Origin of the sequence: Streptomyces sp. NPDC001093 (assembly GCF_040298985.1) — a bacterium.
Classification (GTDB): Bacteria; Actinomycetota; Actinomycetes; order Streptomycetales; family Streptomycetaceae; genus Streptomyces.
Window position 1 is genome coordinate 1 of the sequence record NZ_JBEPBF010000100.1, and the last position, 14197, is coordinate 14197.

Below are 14197 nucleotides of genomic sequence, written 5' to 3' on the forward strand. Positions count from 1 at the left end.
CCGCGACGAGCGGCCGCAGGCGGCGTACCACCAGCGCGGCGAGCAGTGCGGCCAGCAGCAGCAGAGCGAGCAGGACCACGTTCAGGCCGAGGTCCATCAGCCCTTCGGCCAGGGCGGTCCAGCCGGCGCCGCGATGCGCGGCGAGCCACCGCAGGATGTCCCGGTCCGCCGCCGTCAGCGGAGCGAACGGCGCTGCCATGCCGCACTGCCTTTCCTGAGTCGTTCAGGTGCTGCCGGGGCTCACCACTCCCCGGGGAAGCCTCCCGGGCCCGGGTTGCACTTGTGGTTGATGGTGTCGGTCAGGCCGACGTCGGGGCGCCACTCGTCGAGGTCCCACGTGGCCTTGTTCGGCGAGTACCAGGAGACGATCAGCACGTGACAGATGTACTGGTTCTTCATCGAGCCCAGGTTGGTGTCCAGGCCGTGGTTCCGGTACTTGGCGTACAGCTCGTTCCAGCCGGCCTGCGCCGGAGCGTACCCGTTCCAGAACCGCTGCCAGTCGGTGGGCTGGACCTTCAGGGTCCACCCGTAGCCGGAGTGGTACGTCCAGGAGGCGCTGTGGATCAGGTCGCGCCACAGCCACGGGTCGGCGACGACCGGGTAGGCGATGTCGGCGGTGGTGGTGTGGTCGATCACCTGGACGAGCGAGTCGCCCTGGACCTCGTACCGGGTCGGGATGTCCTTGCCGTTCGCGTCCTTGGCCCAGGGGGCGGCGAACGCGCCGAGCGAGGTGCCGTCGGTGCCGGATATCAGCACGCTTCCGTCGTCCTGCACCGCCATGGTCGCACCGGCGGGAAGGCTCACGGGGTAGGTGTAGCGGGTCGGCGCGGTGCCGTCCCGGACGACGGTCTCCAGGCGGACGCTCTGGTCCAGCGGCTGCACCGCCAGATCGGTGGCGGGCGCGGCGTTCTGGTAGGTGATCGTCCCGTCGGAGGCGACCGCCGCGTCACCGCTCCCGCTGCCCGGCAGGCCGATGCCGATGGTGTCCCCGGGTGAGTCGGCCGGGGCGACCTGGACGGCGCCGGAGTTGTCCGCCGGTGCGGTCACCTTGATGTCGCTGCCGCTCGCCGTGAGCGTGCCGCCGTCCTTGCCCTCGGCCGGCGGGACGACGTCGGCCGGCGGTGCGACGTTGTTGACCTGCTGGGCGATCGTGTCCGCGGCGGCCGGCGGGTCGGTGGGAGTGCCGTCGGCCAGAGCCGTGCCCCCCGCGTACATCACCAGCGCCACGGCGACAGCGACTGGTCTGGACAGGGTCTTCACGCGCATGCGTTCCCCCCTTGAACTCGATGAGCGTGCCGAAGACGTGAAGGAAACGTGTGTGAATTTCACATGGTCTTCACGTCGGACAGATCATGACACAGAGGGAAGTCCTGGAGTGACACCTGGTCAAAAAGGGAGAATCAGCAGGACATTTTTTGGCCCGCCCTGCCCTACTCTGGGGGCATGGGTGAGACGGTTGACGCCAAGGCCAGGGGTGCGGTGCGCAAGGGTGTGAAGATCGCCCTCGTGGTGGTGGTGACGGCCGTCGCCGCGCTGCCGCTCGCCATGCTCGGCCTGTCCCGGCTCCCTGCCGAACGCGCCTACCAGCAGTGCGCCGAGCAGCCCGACGTCTCCAAGTGCCACGACCCCCTGACGTCCTGGCTGCCCTAGAGACGCGCGGCCGTCACGGCGCCGATGAACTCCCCCCAGGCGTCCGCCCCGACCACCAGCACATCACCAGCGGGCACCTTGCTGTCCCGGACGGGCACGAGCCCGGGGGCTCCGTCGGCGACCTCGATGCAGTCCTCCCCGCCGCTGCCTCCGCTGTAGCTGCTCTTGCGCCAGCGGGCGTTGCTCAGGTCGAACTCGCGCATCGTCTGTAGTCCTCCGCCACCGACTCGATCAGGGCCAGGGATGCCTCCGGCGACAGCGCGGCGGCCCTGATGTGATCGTAGGACGCCCGGGTCTGCTTCACCACCGCCGGTTCGTCCAGCAGGCTCCCCGAACGCACGCCTTCTGTATAGGTGGTTGGCGGCGCGTCCTCGAACTCCATGAGCTTCATCAGCTTGCCCATCTCCGGGTGTGCGCCCGCGGAGAAGGGCAGTGCCTGCACGATCACCTTGTGGTGCCGCGTCAGCGTCGCGATGTGGTCCAGTTGGTGCGCCATGACGGACGCGTCGCCGACCGGGATGCGCAGGGCCGTCTCGTGGAGGACGCCCCAATACAGCGGCCGTGTAGCGTCGTCGAGGAGGCTCGTGCGGTCCATGCGTCCCCTGACCAGCTCCTCGATGTACTCGTGGGTCGCGAACGGATTGCTCGCCCGAAACACCGCCTGCGCGTACTCTCGCGTCTGAAGGAGCCCCGGGATCACCGCCGGCGCGTACTCGCAGATCTCGGTCGCCAGCCGCTCAAGCTCGGCGACGTGCGCGAAGTACTCGGTATACGGCTGCTCCTTGATGAGCTTTCGCCAGAGCCGTTCGAAAAAGCCGTCGGTTTGCAGGGCTTCGTCGATGCGCCGGGCCACGTCCAGCTGGGGCTTGCGGATCGCCTGCTCGAACTGGCCGATGTATCCGCCGGAGACGAAGACGCGGGTGCCCAGGTCGGCCTGGGTGAGTCCCCTGTCCTCCCGGCGCCGTTTCAGCTCGGCTCCGAAGAACTCCCACGCTGCCTGGCGCGAACCGTTGGCCATGGCCAACCCCCTTGACCTGCATCGCACTTGTAGGGCGCAGACCCCTGCCGAGTCTAGACGCGGAGAGTCACTCTGGATGTGCGAAGAGTGAAACCCGGCAGGAAGGGGCAGCGAGTTGGCCGTGAAGCCACCCGTCGGCAGCCATGCAGTGGACACCCGTACCGGACGGATCGGAGTAGTGATGGGGCATGTGGGGCCGTATGTGCAGCTGAGACCCTATGGCGGGGGGCGGGAGTGGGACGTGGACCCGGCGGCCGTACGGCCGGCCACCCCCGCCGAGCGGCTCAGCGCGGCCACCGCGTACGCCAACGCCCGCAGCCGTGGCGAGGTGCCCTAGGGGCGCCCGCCGGACGATTTCCGGTATCCGAGGGTCCGGGCACCGGAGAGCTTGCGCGAGAATGGGGCCATGAGTCTGTTCCGCGACGACGGCATCGTGCTGCGCACCCAGAAGCTGGGCGAGGCGGACCGGATCATCACGCTGCTCACGCGCGGTCACGGGCGGGTACGGGCCGTGGCCCGGGGCGTGCGGCGGACCAAGTCGAAGTTCGGGGCCCGGCTGGAGCCCTTCTCCCACGTCGACGTGCAGTTCTTCGCGCGCGGGAGCGAACTGGTCGGGCGGGGGCTGCCGCTGTGCACGCAGAGTGAGACCATCGCGCCGTACGGTGGCGGGATCGTCACCGACTACGCGCGGTACACCGCCGGGACGGCCATGCTGGAGACCGCCGAGCGGTTCACCGACCACGAGGGGGAGCCGGCGGTGCAGCAGTATCTGCTGCTCGTCGGTGCCCTGCGGACCCTCGCCCGGGGCGAGCACGCGCCCCACCTCGTCCTCGACGCCTTCCTGCTCCGCTCCCTCGCCGTCAACGGGTATGCCCCGAGTTTCAGCGACTGCGCGAAGTGCGGGATGCCCGGTCCGAACCGGTTCTTCTCCGTGGCCTCCGGTGGTTCCGTCTGCGCCGACTGCCGGGTGTCCGGCAGTGTCGTACCGTCGCCGCAGACCCTGGTACTCCTCGGGGCGCTGCTTACGGGAGACTGGGAGACGGCGGACGCGTGCGAGGCGCGGCACGTCCGGGAGGGCAGCGGGCTGGTGTCCGCCTACCTGCACTGGCATCTGGAGCGCGGGCTGCGTTCGCTCAGGTATGTGGAAAAGACGTAGAGGGAGACGAGAAGCACATGGTCGTACGCGGGATCCTGGGGCGCCAGCGGCGCGAGTACCAGGCGCCGGAGCCGCACCCGTCCGGCGCCCGCGCGCCCAAGCTCCCCGGCGAGCTGGTCCCGAACCACGTGGCCATCGTCATGGACGGCAACGGGCGGTGGGCCAAGGAGCGCGGGCTGCCCAGGACCGAGGGGCACAAGGTCGGGGCCGAGCGGGTGCTGGACGTGCTCCAGGGCTCGATCGAGATCGGTGTGCGCAACATCTCGCTCTACGCCTTCTCCACCGAGAACTGGAAGCGGTCCCCCGACGAGGTCCGCTTCCTGATGAACTTCAACCGCGACTTCATCCGCAAGACGCGGGACCAGCTCGACGCGCTCGGCATCCGGGTGCGCTGGGTGGGCCGCATGCCCAGGCTGTGGAAGTCGGTCGCCAAGGAGCTGCAGGTCGCCCAGGAGCAGACCAAGGGCAACGACCTGCTCACCCTGTACTTCTGCATGAACTACGGCGGGCGGGCCGAGCTCGCCGACGCGGCGAAGGCGCTGGCCGAGGACGTCGCGGCGGGGCGGCTGGACCCGGCGAAGGTCAGCGAGAAGACCATCCAGAAGTACCTGTACTACCCCGACATGCCGGACGTGGACCTCTTCCTGCGGCCCAGCGGGGAGCAGCGCACCTCCAACTACCTGCTCTGGCAGAGCGCTTACGCAGAGATGGTCTTCCAGGACGTGCTGTGGCCCGACTTCGACCGCCGTGACCTGTGGCGGGCCTGCGTCGAATTCGCCTCCCGCGACCGGCGGTTCGGCGGCGCCGTCCCGAACGAGGAACTCCTCGCCATGGAGGCCGCGATGAAGGGCGACGAGTCCATCTCGTAGCCACCGGCGGTTCACACCGGTCGCCGAGGATGCGGGGTTCATGAGACGTCTCACGCCTGTCCTCGCCCTCGGCGCCCTGCTGCTCACCGCGTTACCCGCGCACGCCGCCGACGGCCCCCCGCACCGCGAGAGTTACGGCACCAAGGCGCCGTACGAGCCCGGGCAGGACCCGCGCACCTACGAGGAGCCCCCGGCCGGATACACCGCCGTCTTCACCGAGAACGTCTCCCGGCACGGCTCCCGTGCGGCGACCGGCAGCGAGGACGGCGACCTGGTCCTCGGGCTGTGGGACAAGGCGCAGGCGGAGGGCCGACTCACCGGCAGAGGTGAGGAGTTCGGGCCGACGGTGCGGGCGCTCATGGCCGCCATGGACAAGGTCGGGTACGGCAACCTCAGCGGGCGCGGCCGGCAGGAGATGCGGGACACGGCGACGCGGACGGAGCAGCGGCTGCCCACGCTGTTCACGAAGATCGCCGAGGAGGGCGAGAAGATCGACGTGGTCAGCTCCGGGCAGGGGCGGGCCGTGCACAGCGCGGGCGAGTACACCGGCGCCCTCGCCGCCGCCGACCCCGCGCTGAAGCCGCTGATCGGTCCCACCCGCACCGACAAGGACCTGCTGTACTTCCACAAGGCGGCGGGCGGTGCCGCGTACCGCGACTACCTCGCGAACGACCAGCGCCTCAAGGACACGCTGAACGCGATCACCGACCAGCCCAGGACGCGGGAGGCCGCGCGCGGTGTGCTGCGCGGGATCTTCACGGAACCGTTCGTCGACGGGATCACCGACCAGGTGGGCGCCGCGCGGGCGATCTACAACCTGTACGCCATCGCACCGGCCATGACCGAGGAGAGCCCCGACCCCGGGGGCAGGGGCTGGGGCATGGACCGCTACATCCCGCGCGCGGATGCGTCCTGGTTCGGCTACCTCTCCGACGCCGAGGACTTCTACGAGAAGGGTCCCGGGTTCTCCGACAGCGACATCACCTACGCGATGGCCGGAGTCCTCCTGGACGACTTCTTCCGGCAGGTCGAGGCCAAGCGCGCCGGCACCAGCGGCCTCGGCGCCGAACTGCGCTTCACCCACGCCGAGGAGATCATCCCGCTCGCCGCGCTGATGGGCCTGCCGGGCAGCACGGAGCCGGCGACGCCCGGGAAGCCGTACACCTACGCCGACAACCCCTGGCGGGGCGCGTCGGTGGCGCCTCTGGGCGCGAACATCCAGTGGGACGTGTACGAGAAGGACGGCCGTTACCTCGTCCGCATGCTCTACGACGAGCGGGAGACGCCGTTCAAGGCGGGGTGCAGCCCGATCGCGGAGGGCAGCGCCTTCTACGACTTCGACGAGCTGGAGCGCTGCTTCGGGCGCGGTTGATCGCCCGTACGGCGAGCGGCTGTACGATTCCGCCTCATGGTCATGGACATGGGGCGGGACGCCGGACAGGGCGTGGTCGAGCTGGCCTACCAGCCGGCCGTGGACGACTACAGGGCAGCCCTGCGGGAGCGCCGGCGGGTCAGCAAGGCGGGACGCAGGCAGCGCCGGCTGGCCGTGGCGGCACTCGTCTGCGGCGCTGTGGGCATCGCGGCCGGGCTGACCCAGGGGCATGTACCGCTGTTCCTGATGATCTGGTTCCCCGCCTTCGGGGCCCTGCTCCTGCTGTCGCCCTGGTTGCAGGCCCGCCAGCTCTTCCGTCTCGCGGAGCGCAGCGGCGCGCACCATGTGACGGTGACCGAGGCAGGGCTCACCATGACCACCCAGAACGCCTCCGCGACGGTCAACTGGGCGGCGCGGCCGCGCTACCGGGAGGACAAGGAGGTGTTCGTGCTGTTCAGCGACGACAGGAACGCGGCATGCCTCACCGTGCTGCCCAAGCGCGGCCTCGCCGGTCCCGCCGATGTGGACAGGTTGCGGGCGACCCTCGACCGCAACCTGCGGCGCGCCTAGGAAACTCAGACGTCCTGAGCCGCGCAGTCAGAACATGTACCGAAGATTTCGACCGTGTGCGCCACGTTGACGTAACCATGTTCCGCGGCGATGGCCTCGGCCCACTTCTCCACGGCCGGTCCCTCCACCTCCACCGCCTTGCCGCAGGCGCGGCAGACCAGGTGGTGGTGGTGTTCGCCGGTCGAGCAGCGGCGGTAGACGGACTCGCCGTCGGACGTGCGCAGGACGTCGACCTCGCCGGCGTCGGCGAGGGACTGGAGGGTGCGATAGACCGTGGTCAGACCGACCGAGTCGCCCTTGTGCTTGAGCATGTCGTGCAGGTCCTGCGCGCTGCGGAACTCGTCGACCTCGTTCAGGGCCGCCGCCACGGCTGCCCGCTGTCGGGTCGCGCGGCCCTTCACGGGCGGTCCAGCGGTCGTCACCGTTGTCTCCTCACGTCTCGCTTCTGCCCGGGCGGCCATTGTGCCAGCCCGGGCTGTCAGCGGTCAGACGATGATCTCCTCGCCGGCCTCTCTCGTGGCCGGAATGGTGCACTCCGCCGGATCCCCGGCGGGCTGTGCGGCGGCCGCCGCGCGGGCGCGTCGGCGGGCCAGCGGCGTGGCCAGGACCGTCAGCGCGACGAACGCGGCGATGGTCAGCAGGACGATCGTCGCGCCGGGCGGCACGTCCTGGTAGTAGGAGGTGATCGTGCCGCTGACGGTCACGGCCACCCCGATCGCGACGGCGATCACGAACGTGGCGGTGAAGCTGCGGCTGAGCTGCTGTGCCGCCGCCACCGGCACCACCATCAGCGCGGACACCAGCAGCAGGCCGACGACGCGCATGGCGACCGTGACCGTGACCGCCGCCGTGACCGCCGTGAGGAGGTTGAGCGCGCGCACCGGCAGGCCCGTGACCCTCGCGAACTCCTCGTCCTGGCTCACCGCGAACAGCTGGCGGCGCAGGCCGAGGGTGACCAGCACGACGAACGCGGCCAGCAGACAGATCGACACGACGTCCGACTGCGAGACCGTCGACAGCGAGCCGAACAGGTACGTCGTCAGGTTCGCGTTGGAGCCCGTCGGCGCGAGGTTGATCAGCATCACACCGCCGGCCATACCGCCGTAGAAGAGCATCGCGAGGGCGATGTCACCGCGTGTGCGGCCGTACCAGCGGATCAGCTCCATCACGACCGCGCCGAGGACCGAGACGGCCGTCGCCGTCCACACGGGGGAGGTGGAGAGGAGGAAGCCGAGGCCGACGCCGGTCATGGCCACATGGCCGATGCCGTCGCCCAGCAGGGCCTGGCGGCGCTGGACCAGGTAGATGCCGATCGCGGGCGCGGTGATGCCGACCAGGACGGCGGCGAGCAGCGCCCGCTGCATGAAGTCGTAGTTCAGGAAGTCCATCAGCTCAGCAGCCCCGTCCGCGGAGATTCGGAACCCGCCGGTGCGTGCGGGTGTACGTGGTCGTGGCCGGGCAGCGCGTGCTGGCCCACGGCCTGAGGGGGCGGGCCGTCATGGAGGACGCAGCCGTCCCTGAGTACGACCGCACGGTCGATCAGGGGCTCCAGGGGGCCCAGTTCGTGCAGGACGAGCAGGACCGTCGTACCGGAGTCGACCTGTTGCTTCAGCGTGCGGGCGAGCACCTCCTGGCTGGCCAGGTCGACGCCGGCCATCGGCTCGTCCATGATCAGCAGTTCGGGCTCGGCGACGAGGGCGCGGGCGATCAGGACGCGCTGGTGCTGACCGCCGGAGAGGGCGTTCACCGAGTCCTTGGCGCGGTCGGCCATCCCGACCAGCTCCAGGGCCCGGTGCACGGCTTCCCGGTCGGTCCGGCGGAAGACGCCGAAGCGGGTGCGGGACAGGCGCCCGGACGACACGATCTCGGTCACCGTCGCGGGTACGCCGCCCGCGGCCGTCGTCCGCTGCGGTACGTAGCCCACGCGCGCCCAGTCGCGGAAGTCGCGGCGCGGGGTGCCGAACAGCTCGACCGCGCCGCCGCTGACCGGGACCTGGCCGATGATCGTGCGGATCGCCGTGGACTTGCCGGAGCCGTTGGCGCCGAGCAGCGCGACGACCTCGCCGCGGCGGACCGTGAGGTCGATGCCCCGGAGCACGGGGCGGGCGCCGAGTTCGGCGCTGACCCCGCGCAGGGATATGACGGGTTCGCTGGTCATCTCGTGTCGCCTCACTTCGAGCCGAGGGCCTGCTGGAGCGCCTTGAGGTTGGCCTCCTGGACGGAGAAGTAGTCCTTGCCGCGGGACTTGGCGGTGATGCCCTCGATCGGGTCCAGCACGTCGGTCTTCAGGCCCGCGTCGCGCGCGATGGTCTTCGCCGTCCTGTCGCTGACGAGCGTCTCGTAGAAGACGGTGGAGACGCCGTCGGCCCTGGCCATCGTCTCCAGGTCCTTCACTCGTGCGGCGCTGGGCTCGGACTCGGGGTCCAGGCCGTTGATGGCCTCCTCGGTCAGGCCGTAGCGCTCGGCGAGGTAGCCGAAGGCGGCGTGCGTGGTGATGAAGACCTTGGTCCTCGTGTGCGCGAGGCCGGTCCTGAACTGCCGGTCCAGGTCGGTCAGCTGCTTGACCAGGGCCGTGGTGTTCTTCCGGTAGTCGGCGGCGTGCTTGGGGTCGGCCTTCTCGAAGGCCTTGCCGACGCCCTCGGCGACCTGGGCGTAGCGCACCGGGTCGAGCCAGATGTGCGGGTCCTTGGCACCGGCCTCCTCGCCCTGGTGGGTGTCGTGCGCGGCGGCGTGGCCGCCGACCTCGTTGCCGTGCTCCTCCAGCGTGGTCAGGGAGGCCGCGTCGATCTTCGTCCCGACCGGGGACTGGGCCACCGCGTCGTCGACGGAGGGCTGGAGGTTCTTCAGGTACAGGACCGCGTCGGAGTCCTGGAGCGAGGCGATCTGCTTGGGGCTGATCTCCAGGTCGTGCGGCTCCTGGCCGGGGGAGGTGAGACTGGTGACGTGGACGTGGTCCCCGCCGATCCGGTCGGCGAGGAACGCCATGGGGTAGAAGGACGCGACGACGTCGAACCTGCCGGTGTTCGCCGCCTCCGCCCTGTCGCCGGAGCAGGCCGTGAGGGTGCCGAGGCCGAGGGCGGTCACTGCGGTGATCGCGGCGGCGGGTATGAGGCGTCGTCGTACGTTCATGACAGTCATTTTCAACAAATATGGAAACCGTTGTCAATAAACGCGGGTAAGGGCCCGGTGGGAGCCCGCGGGGAGGGCTTGGAGAGGGCTTGGGGAGGGGGGCCGATTTGGTCCGGGGGGAGCCTGCGCCGGTAACCTGAATCATTCGCTGGAAGCATCTCGCTTCAACGCCCGTCGTCGTAATGAAGAGAGCACCGTGGCCGCCGACAAGATCGACACCATCGTCAGCCTGAGCAAGCGCCGTGGCTTCGTTTTCCCGTGCAGTGAGATCTACGGCGGACAGCGTGCCGCCTGGGACTACGGACCGCTGGGTGTCGAGCTCAAGGAGAACATCAAGCGCCAGTGGTGGCGCTACATGGTGACGTCGCGCGAGGACGTCGTCGGTATCGACTCGTCCGTCATCCTGGCCTCCGAGGTCTGGGTCGCCTCCGGTCACGTCGCCACCTTCACGGATCCGCTGACCGAGTGCACCGCGTGTCACAAGCGGTTCCGCGCCGACCACCTGGAAGAGGCGTACGAGGAGAAGAAGGGCCACGCCCCGGCGAACGGCCTGGCCGACATCAACTGCCCGAACTGCGGCAACAAGGGCCAGTTCACCGAGCCCAAGCAGTTCTCCGGCCTGCTGTCGACGCACCTCGGCCCGACCCAGGACAGCGGCTCGGTCGCGTACCTCCGTCCCGAGACCGCCCAGGGCATCTTCACCAACTTCGCCCAGGTGCAGACCACCTCGCGCCGCAAGCCGCCGTTCGGCATCGCCCAGATGGGCAAGTCGTTCCGCAACGAGATCACGCCGGGCAACTTCATCTTCCGCACCCGCGAGTTCGAGCAGATGGAGATGGAGTTCTTCGTCAAGCCGGGCGAGGACGAGACGTGGCACGAGTACTGGATGGAGCAGCGCTGGAACTGGTACACCGGCCTGGGCCTGCGCACTGAGAACATGCGCTGGTACGAGCACCCGAAGGAGAAGCTCTCCCACTACTCCAAGCGCACCGCCGACATCGAGTACCGCTTCCAGTTCGGCGGCAGCGAGTGGGGCGAGCTGGAGGGCGTCGCCAACCGGACGGACTACGACCTGGGTGCGCACTCGAAGGCCTCGGGTCAGGACCTGTCGTACTTCGACCAGGAGGCCGGCGAGCGCTGGACGCCGTACGTCATCGAGCCCGCGGCGGGTGTCGGCCGGACCATGCTGGCCTTCCTGCTCGACGCCTATGTCGAGGACGAGGCGCCGAACGCCAAGGGCAAGATGGAGAAGCGGACCGTGCTCCGCCTCGACCACCGCCTCGCCCCGGTGAAGGTGGCGGTTCTGCCGCTGTCCCGCAACCCCGAGCTGTCGCCCAAGGCCAAGGGTCTCGCCCAGGCGCTGCGCCGGCACTGGAACATCGAGTTCGACGACGCCGGCGCCATCGGCCGCCGTTACCGGCGCCAGGACGAGATCGGTACGCCGTACTGCGTGACCGTCGACTTCGACACGCTCGAGGACAACGCGGTTACGGTGCGTGAGCGCGACTCGATGAAGCAGGAGCGTGTGTCGCTGGACCAGATCGAGGGGTACCTGGCCCAGCGTCTCCTCGGCTGCTGAGGCCCGCGGCGCTTCAGCCGTTCCGCCCACCCACCCGCCCGAGACCATCGGCCGGGTGGGTGGGCCTTTTGGTGTTCAGGCCCCCCGCCTTCACGCCCTGGCCCCCGCCACAGCTGCACCGTCCATGTAGTCGCGGACCCGCGTGAGCAGTCCGTCCCGGACGTGGAGGACCAGAAGGCCGGGGACGCTGAAGGAGGTGCCGCCGACCGCTCCCAGCACCACGTGCTCGGCGATGAGCACGCCCGGATCGGCGGTCTCGTAGGCCGCGATCCTCTCTATCTTCTCCACCCGCGCCGGGCCGGCGCCCCACGCCGCCCGGTACCCCGCCCGCACCGCCTCGCGCCCCTCGAAGCGCGGGGGGAAGCCGGGGGAAGTGAACGGGAACTCGTGCACCGCGTCCACGGCGTACAGGTCGGCGAGATCGTCCGCGGACTTGTCGAGCATGGCCTGGTAGTAGCGGGCCAGCACCTCGCGGGGCGTGCGGGCGGCGCGTGGCCGAAGGTCCGGCACGGGAATCACTCCATTCGCTCAACAGCTGTTGAGTCAATCACGGTAGGGGCCCGCCGCCCGTTCGGTCAACGGCTGTAGAGTGAACTCGTGTCCGCACCCCACCAGACCCGCGCCGACCGCCGCCGGGCCACCGAGGCGCGCATCCTCGACCGCGCCCGGGAGCTGTTCGCCGAGAAGGGGTTCGACCGCACCACGATCCGCGCCGTGGCGACCGCGGCGGGCGTCGACCCGGCGCTGGTCATGCAGTACTTCGGCTCGAAGCGCGAGCTGTTCACCCGGGCCGTGCAGACGGTCCCCGCGCTGCCGGCGGCCACCGACGCCGACGCGCTCGTCGATCAGCTGATGGCCACGCTCGGCCTCAAACTCGGCGGTCTTCCCGAGGGCGCGCTGGCGATGCTGCGCTCCATGCTCACCGACCCGGCCGCCGCCGAGCACGCCCGCGAGACCCTGGGCCGGCAGATCGACGGCGTCGGCGGCGCGCTGCCCGGGGCGGAGGACCGCGAGCTGCGCGCCGCACTGCTCGTCACCACCTTGCTGGGCGTCACGATCGGCCACCAGCTCCTCGGCCTGGCCCCGCTGCGTGACGCTCCCGTCGACCGTGTCGCCGCCCTGCTCCGACCGGCGATCAAGGCGCTGGCGGAACCTGCGGGCTGAACGGCCGGTGTCGCGGCCGTTGTCGGCGTACTTCTTGATGACCAGCTGATGTCGTGAGCATGACAATACCATCTCTCGAATGACAAAGTTGGAGTGACAGATATTGAAATCTGTCAGCTGTCATGCAACAGTGGGGCCATGACGATGCGAACCCGAACCCTCGGAACCACCGGCCCCCAGACCTCCGCTCTCGGCCTCGGCTGCATGGGCATGTCCGCGCTCTACGGCGACGCCGACCGCGCGGAGTCCGTCGCGACCGTCCACGCCGCCCTGGAAGCGGGCGTCACCCTGCTGGACACCGGCGACTTCTACGCCATGGGGCACAACGAGATGCTGATCGGCGAGGCCCTGCGCACCGCCCCGGCCGCCCTCCGCGAGCAGGCGCTGACCAGCGTGAAGTTCGGCGCCCTGCGCGACCCGGACGGCAACTGGAGCGGCTACGACGGCCGCCCCGCCGCCGTGAAGAACTTCGCCGCGTACTCCCTGCAGCGCCTCGGCGTCGACCACATCGACGTCTACCGGATCGCCCGCCTCGACCCGGCCGTGCCGATCGAGGAGACCGTCGGCGCCATCGCCGAACTGATCGAGAAGGGGTACGTCCGGCACGTCGGCCTGAGCGAGGTCGGCGCCGAGACCGTCCGCCGGGCCGCCGCCACCGCCCCGATCGCCGACCTGCAGATCGAGTACTCGCTGATCAGCCGGGGCATCGAGCGGGACATCCTGCCCACCACCCGCGAACTGGGCATCGGCATCACGGCGTACGGCGTGCTCTCCCGCGGCCTGATCTCCGGCCACTTCTCCCGCGACCGGCAGCTGGCCGCGAACGACTTCCGCGCCCACTCGCCCCGCTTCCAGGGCGAGAACCTCCAGCACAACCTGAACCTGGTCGAGGCGCTGCGCAAGATCGCCGAGCAGAAGGGCGTCACGGTCGCGCAGATCGCCATCGCCTGGGTGCTCTCCCGCGGCGAGGACATCGTGCCGCTGGTCGGCGCCCGCACCCGCGCGCGGCTGGGCGAGTCGCTGGGCGCGCTGGACGTCACCCTGGAGGCGGCCGACCTGGCGGCGATCGAGGAGGCCGTGCCGGCGGACGCGGCGGCCGGCGACCGCTACCCGACCGCGCAGATGGCACACCTCGACAGCGAGCGCTGACCGTGGCGCCGGGTACGGTCTAGGGCATGGCACCGCCCACCGAGACCCTGACCGCCGAGCGCATCCTCGAAGCGACCGAGGAGGTGCTGCGCCGCCACGGCCCGGCCAAGGCCACCGTGGTCGACGTGGCCCGCGCGCTCGGCGTCAGCCACGGCAGCGTCTACCGGCACTTCCGCACCAAGGCGGCACTGCGCGAGGCCGTCACCAAGCGCTGGCTGGACCGGACGTCGGAGAAACTGGCCGTCATCGTCACCATGGACGCCACTCCCGAGGAGCGGCTGCGGGCCTGGCTCGCGGCGCTGTTCGAGGCCAAGCGGCACAAGGCGGGCGACGACCCCGAACTCTTCGCCACCTACACGGTGCTGACCGGCGAGAGCGGCACGGCGGTCGGCGAGCACCTCGCCGACCTGACCGCACAGCTGACCCGGATCATCGCGGACGGGGCCGGGGGGGGGGCCGGTGGGGGGACCCACCCCGCCGCCCCGGCCCCAGCCCACATACCGGCCCCCCGCCCGATGAACGACCCCAGCAGCGCCCCCGC

19 protein-coding genes are annotated in these 14197 nt (G+C 70.2%); 10 read left to right on the forward strand and 9 right to left on the reverse strand.

Annotated features, from left to right (window positions below; translation table 11 throughout):
- Nucleotides 1-199 (reverse strand): hypothetical protein (locus tag ABT288_RS35445; protein WP_502972907.1); only part of this gene is annotated, 199 nt, incomplete at its 3' end.
- 41 nt (nt 200-240) lie between these two features.
- Nucleotides 241-1266, reverse strand: a complete 1026-nt coding sequence (locus tag ABT288_RS35450; protein WP_351616851.1) for a DUF2599 domain-containing protein — start codon at nt 1264-1266, stop codon at nt 241-243.
- A 177-nt stretch (nt 1267-1443) separates the two neighbouring features.
- Here ABT288_RS35450 and ABT288_RS35455 point away from each other — a divergent pair, with 177 nt between their 5' ends.
- Nucleotides 1444-1650 carry a hypothetical protein gene (locus ABT288_RS35455; protein ID WP_069781003.1) on the forward strand — a complete coding sequence of 69 codons (207 nt, stop codon included), beginning with the start codon at nt 1444-1446 and terminating at the stop codon, nt 1648-1650.
- Here the strand turns inward: ABT288_RS35455 and ABT288_RS35460 are convergent.
- Both ABT288_RS35460 and ABT288_RS35465 read right to left on the reverse strand, forming a co-directional pair.
- Nucleotides 1647-1853, reverse strand: a complete 207-nt coding sequence (locus ABT288_RS35460; RefSeq protein WP_351616855.1) for a DUF397 domain-containing protein — start codon at nt 1851-1853, stop codon at nt 1647-1649. The two genes, ABT288_RS35455 and ABT288_RS35460, sit on opposite strands and share 4 nt — an antisense overlap.
- Nucleotides 1835-2668: a helix-turn-helix domain-containing protein gene (locus ABT288_RS35465; protein WP_351616857.1), complete on the reverse strand. Its 834-nt coding sequence runs from the start codon at nt 2666-2668 to the stop codon at nt 1835-1837. The genes ABT288_RS35460 and ABT288_RS35465 overlap by 19 nt, the downstream gene beginning before the upstream one ends.
- 121 nt (nt 2669-2789) lie before the next feature.
- Here ABT288_RS35465 and ABT288_RS35470 point away from each other — a divergent pair, with 121 nt between their 5' ends.
- The 5 genes from ABT288_RS35470 (at nt 2790) to ABT288_RS35490 (ending at nt 6635) form a co-directional block, all read left to right on the forward strand.
- Nucleotides 2790-3005 carry a hypothetical protein gene (locus ABT288_RS35470; protein WP_069783868.1) on the forward strand — a complete coding sequence of 72 codons (216 nt, stop codon included), beginning with the start codon at nt 2790-2792 and terminating at the stop codon, nt 3003-3005.
- A gap of 69 nt (nt 3006-3074) precedes the next feature.
- A complete protein-coding gene (gene recO / locus ABT288_RS35475) occupies nt 3075-3824 on the forward strand; it encodes a DNA repair protein RecO (protein WP_351616861.1) in 750 nt (249 codons plus the stop codon).
- 17 nt (nt 3825-3841) lie between these two features.
- Nucleotides 3842-4693, forward strand: a complete 852-nt coding sequence (locus ABT288_RS35480) for an isoprenyl transferase (RefSeq protein ID WP_351616864.1) — start codon at nt 3842-3844, stop codon at nt 4691-4693.
- A 40-nt stretch (nt 4694-4733) separates the two neighbouring features.
- Nucleotides 4734-6065, forward strand: a complete 1332-nt coding sequence (locus ABT288_RS35485) for a histidine-type phosphatase (RefSeq protein WP_351616867.1) — start codon at nt 4734-4736, stop codon at nt 6063-6065.
- Between the two features lie 36 nt (nt 6066-6101).
- Entirely contained in the window at nt 6102-6635 is a 534-nt protein-coding gene (locus ABT288_RS35490) for a YcxB family protein (protein ID WP_351616870.1), read from the forward strand.
- 5 nt (nt 6636-6640) lie between these two features.
- On the opposite strand, the gene ABT288_RS35495 is transcribed toward ABT288_RS35490, so the two are convergent.
- The 4 genes from ABT288_RS35495 to ABT288_RS35510 form a co-directional block, all read right to left on the reverse strand.
- The gene (locus tag ABT288_RS35495; protein WP_351616873.1) at nt 6641-7057 is read right to left on the reverse strand and encodes a Fur family transcriptional regulator; all 417 of its coding nucleotides are present in this window, start codon (nt 7055-7057) and stop codon (nt 6641-6643) included.
- A gap of 63 nt (nt 7058-7120) precedes the next feature.
- Nucleotides 7121-8023 carry a metal ABC transporter permease gene (locus ABT288_RS35500; protein ID WP_351616875.1) on the reverse strand — a complete coding sequence of 301 codons (903 nt, stop codon included), beginning with the start codon at nt 8021-8023 and terminating at the stop codon, nt 7121-7123.
- Nucleotides 8023-8793, reverse strand: a complete 771-nt coding sequence (locus ABT288_RS35505; RefSeq protein WP_351616878.1) for a metal ABC transporter ATP-binding protein — start codon at nt 8791-8793, stop codon at nt 8023-8025. Before ABT288_RS35505 ends, ABT288_RS35500 begins: the two co-directional genes overlap by 1 nt.
- 11 nt (nt 8794-8804) lie before the next feature.
- Nucleotides 8805-9764: a metal ABC transporter substrate-binding protein gene (locus ABT288_RS35510; protein ID WP_351616881.1), complete on the reverse strand. Its 960-nt coding sequence runs from the start codon at nt 9762-9764 to the stop codon at nt 8805-8807.
- A gap of 196 nt (nt 9765-9960) precedes the next feature.
- Here ABT288_RS35510 and ABT288_RS35515 point away from each other — a divergent pair, with 196 nt between their 5' ends.
- Nucleotides 9961-11343 (forward strand): glycine--tRNA ligase, encoded by a 1383-nt coding sequence (locus ABT288_RS35515; protein ID WP_351616884.1) that lies wholly within the window; start codon nt 9961-9963, stop codon nt 11341-11343.
- Between the two features lie 90 nt (nt 11344-11433).
- Here ABT288_RS35515 and ABT288_RS35520 read toward each other — a convergent pair whose 3' ends face one another.
- Nucleotides 11434-11853, reverse strand: coding sequence for a nuclear transport factor 2 family protein (locus tag ABT288_RS35520; RefSeq protein ID WP_351616886.1), 420 nt, complete (start codon nt 11851-11853; stop codon nt 11434-11436).
- An 87-nt stretch (nt 11854-11940) separates the two neighbouring features.
- Between ABT288_RS35520 and ABT288_RS35525 the strand changes: the two genes are divergently transcribed.
- The 3 genes from ABT288_RS35525 to ABT288_RS35535 all read left to right on the forward strand — a co-directional run.
- On the forward strand, nt 11941-12507 hold the full coding sequence (locus tag ABT288_RS35525) for a TetR/AcrR family transcriptional regulator (protein WP_351616889.1): 567 nt from the start codon (nt 11941-11943) through the stop codon (nt 12505-12507).
- Between the two features lie 138 nt (nt 12508-12645).
- Entirely contained in the window at nt 12646-13656 is a 1011-nt protein-coding gene (locus tag ABT288_RS35530) for an aldo/keto reductase (RefSeq protein ID WP_351616891.1), read from the forward strand.
- Between the two features lie 26 nt (nt 13657-13682).
- On the forward strand, nt 13683-14197 hold a 515-nt coding region (locus ABT288_RS35535; RefSeq protein WP_351616893.1), incomplete at its 3' end, for a TetR/AcrR family transcriptional regulator.

Coding starts and splice junctions, on each gene's coding strand:
- ABT288_RS35450 (WP_351616851.1), bottom strand. CDS start 1,266: ATGCGCGTGAAGACCCTGTCCAGACCAGTCGCTGTCGCCGTGGCGCTG.
- ABT288_RS35455 (WP_069781003.1), top strand. CDS start 1,444: ATGGGTGAGACGGTTGACGCCAAGGCCAGGGGTGCGGTGCGCAAGGGT.
- ABT288_RS35460 (WP_351616855.1), bottom strand. CDS start 1,853: ATGCGCGAGTTCGACCTGAGCAACGCCCGCTGGCGCAAGAGCAGCTAC.
- ABT288_RS35465 (WP_351616857.1), bottom strand. CDS start 2,668: ATGGCCAACGGTTCGCGCCAGGCAGCGTGGGAGTTCTTCGGAGCCGAG.
- recO (WP_351616861.1), top strand. CDS start 3,075: ATGAGTCTGTTCCGCGACGACGGCATCGTGCTGCGCACCCAGAAGCTG.
- ABT288_RS35480 (WP_351616864.1), top strand. CDS start 3,842: ATGGTCGTACGCGGGATCCTGGGGCGCCAGCGGCGCGAGTACCAGGCG.
- ABT288_RS35485 (WP_351616867.1), top strand. CDS start 4,734: ATGAGACGTCTCACGCCTGTCCTCGCCCTCGGCGCCCTGCTGCTCACC.
- ABT288_RS35490 (WP_351616870.1), top strand. CDS start 6,102: ATGGTCATGGACATGGGGCGGGACGCCGGACAGGGCGTGGTCGAGCTG.
- ABT288_RS35500 (WP_351616875.1), bottom strand. CDS start 8,023: ATGGACTTCCTGAACTACGACTTCATGCAGCGGGCGCTGCTCGCCGCC.
- ABT288_RS35505 (WP_351616878.1), bottom strand. CDS start 8,793: ATGACCAGCGAACCCGTCATATCCCTGCGCGGGGTCAGCGCCGAACTC.
- ABT288_RS35510 (WP_351616881.1), bottom strand. CDS start 9,764: ATGAACGTACGACGACGCCTCATACCCGCCGCCGCGATCACCGCAGTG.
- ABT288_RS35530 (WP_351616891.1), top strand. CDS start 12,646: ATGACGATGCGAACCCGAACCCTCGGAACCACCGGCCCCCAGACCTCC.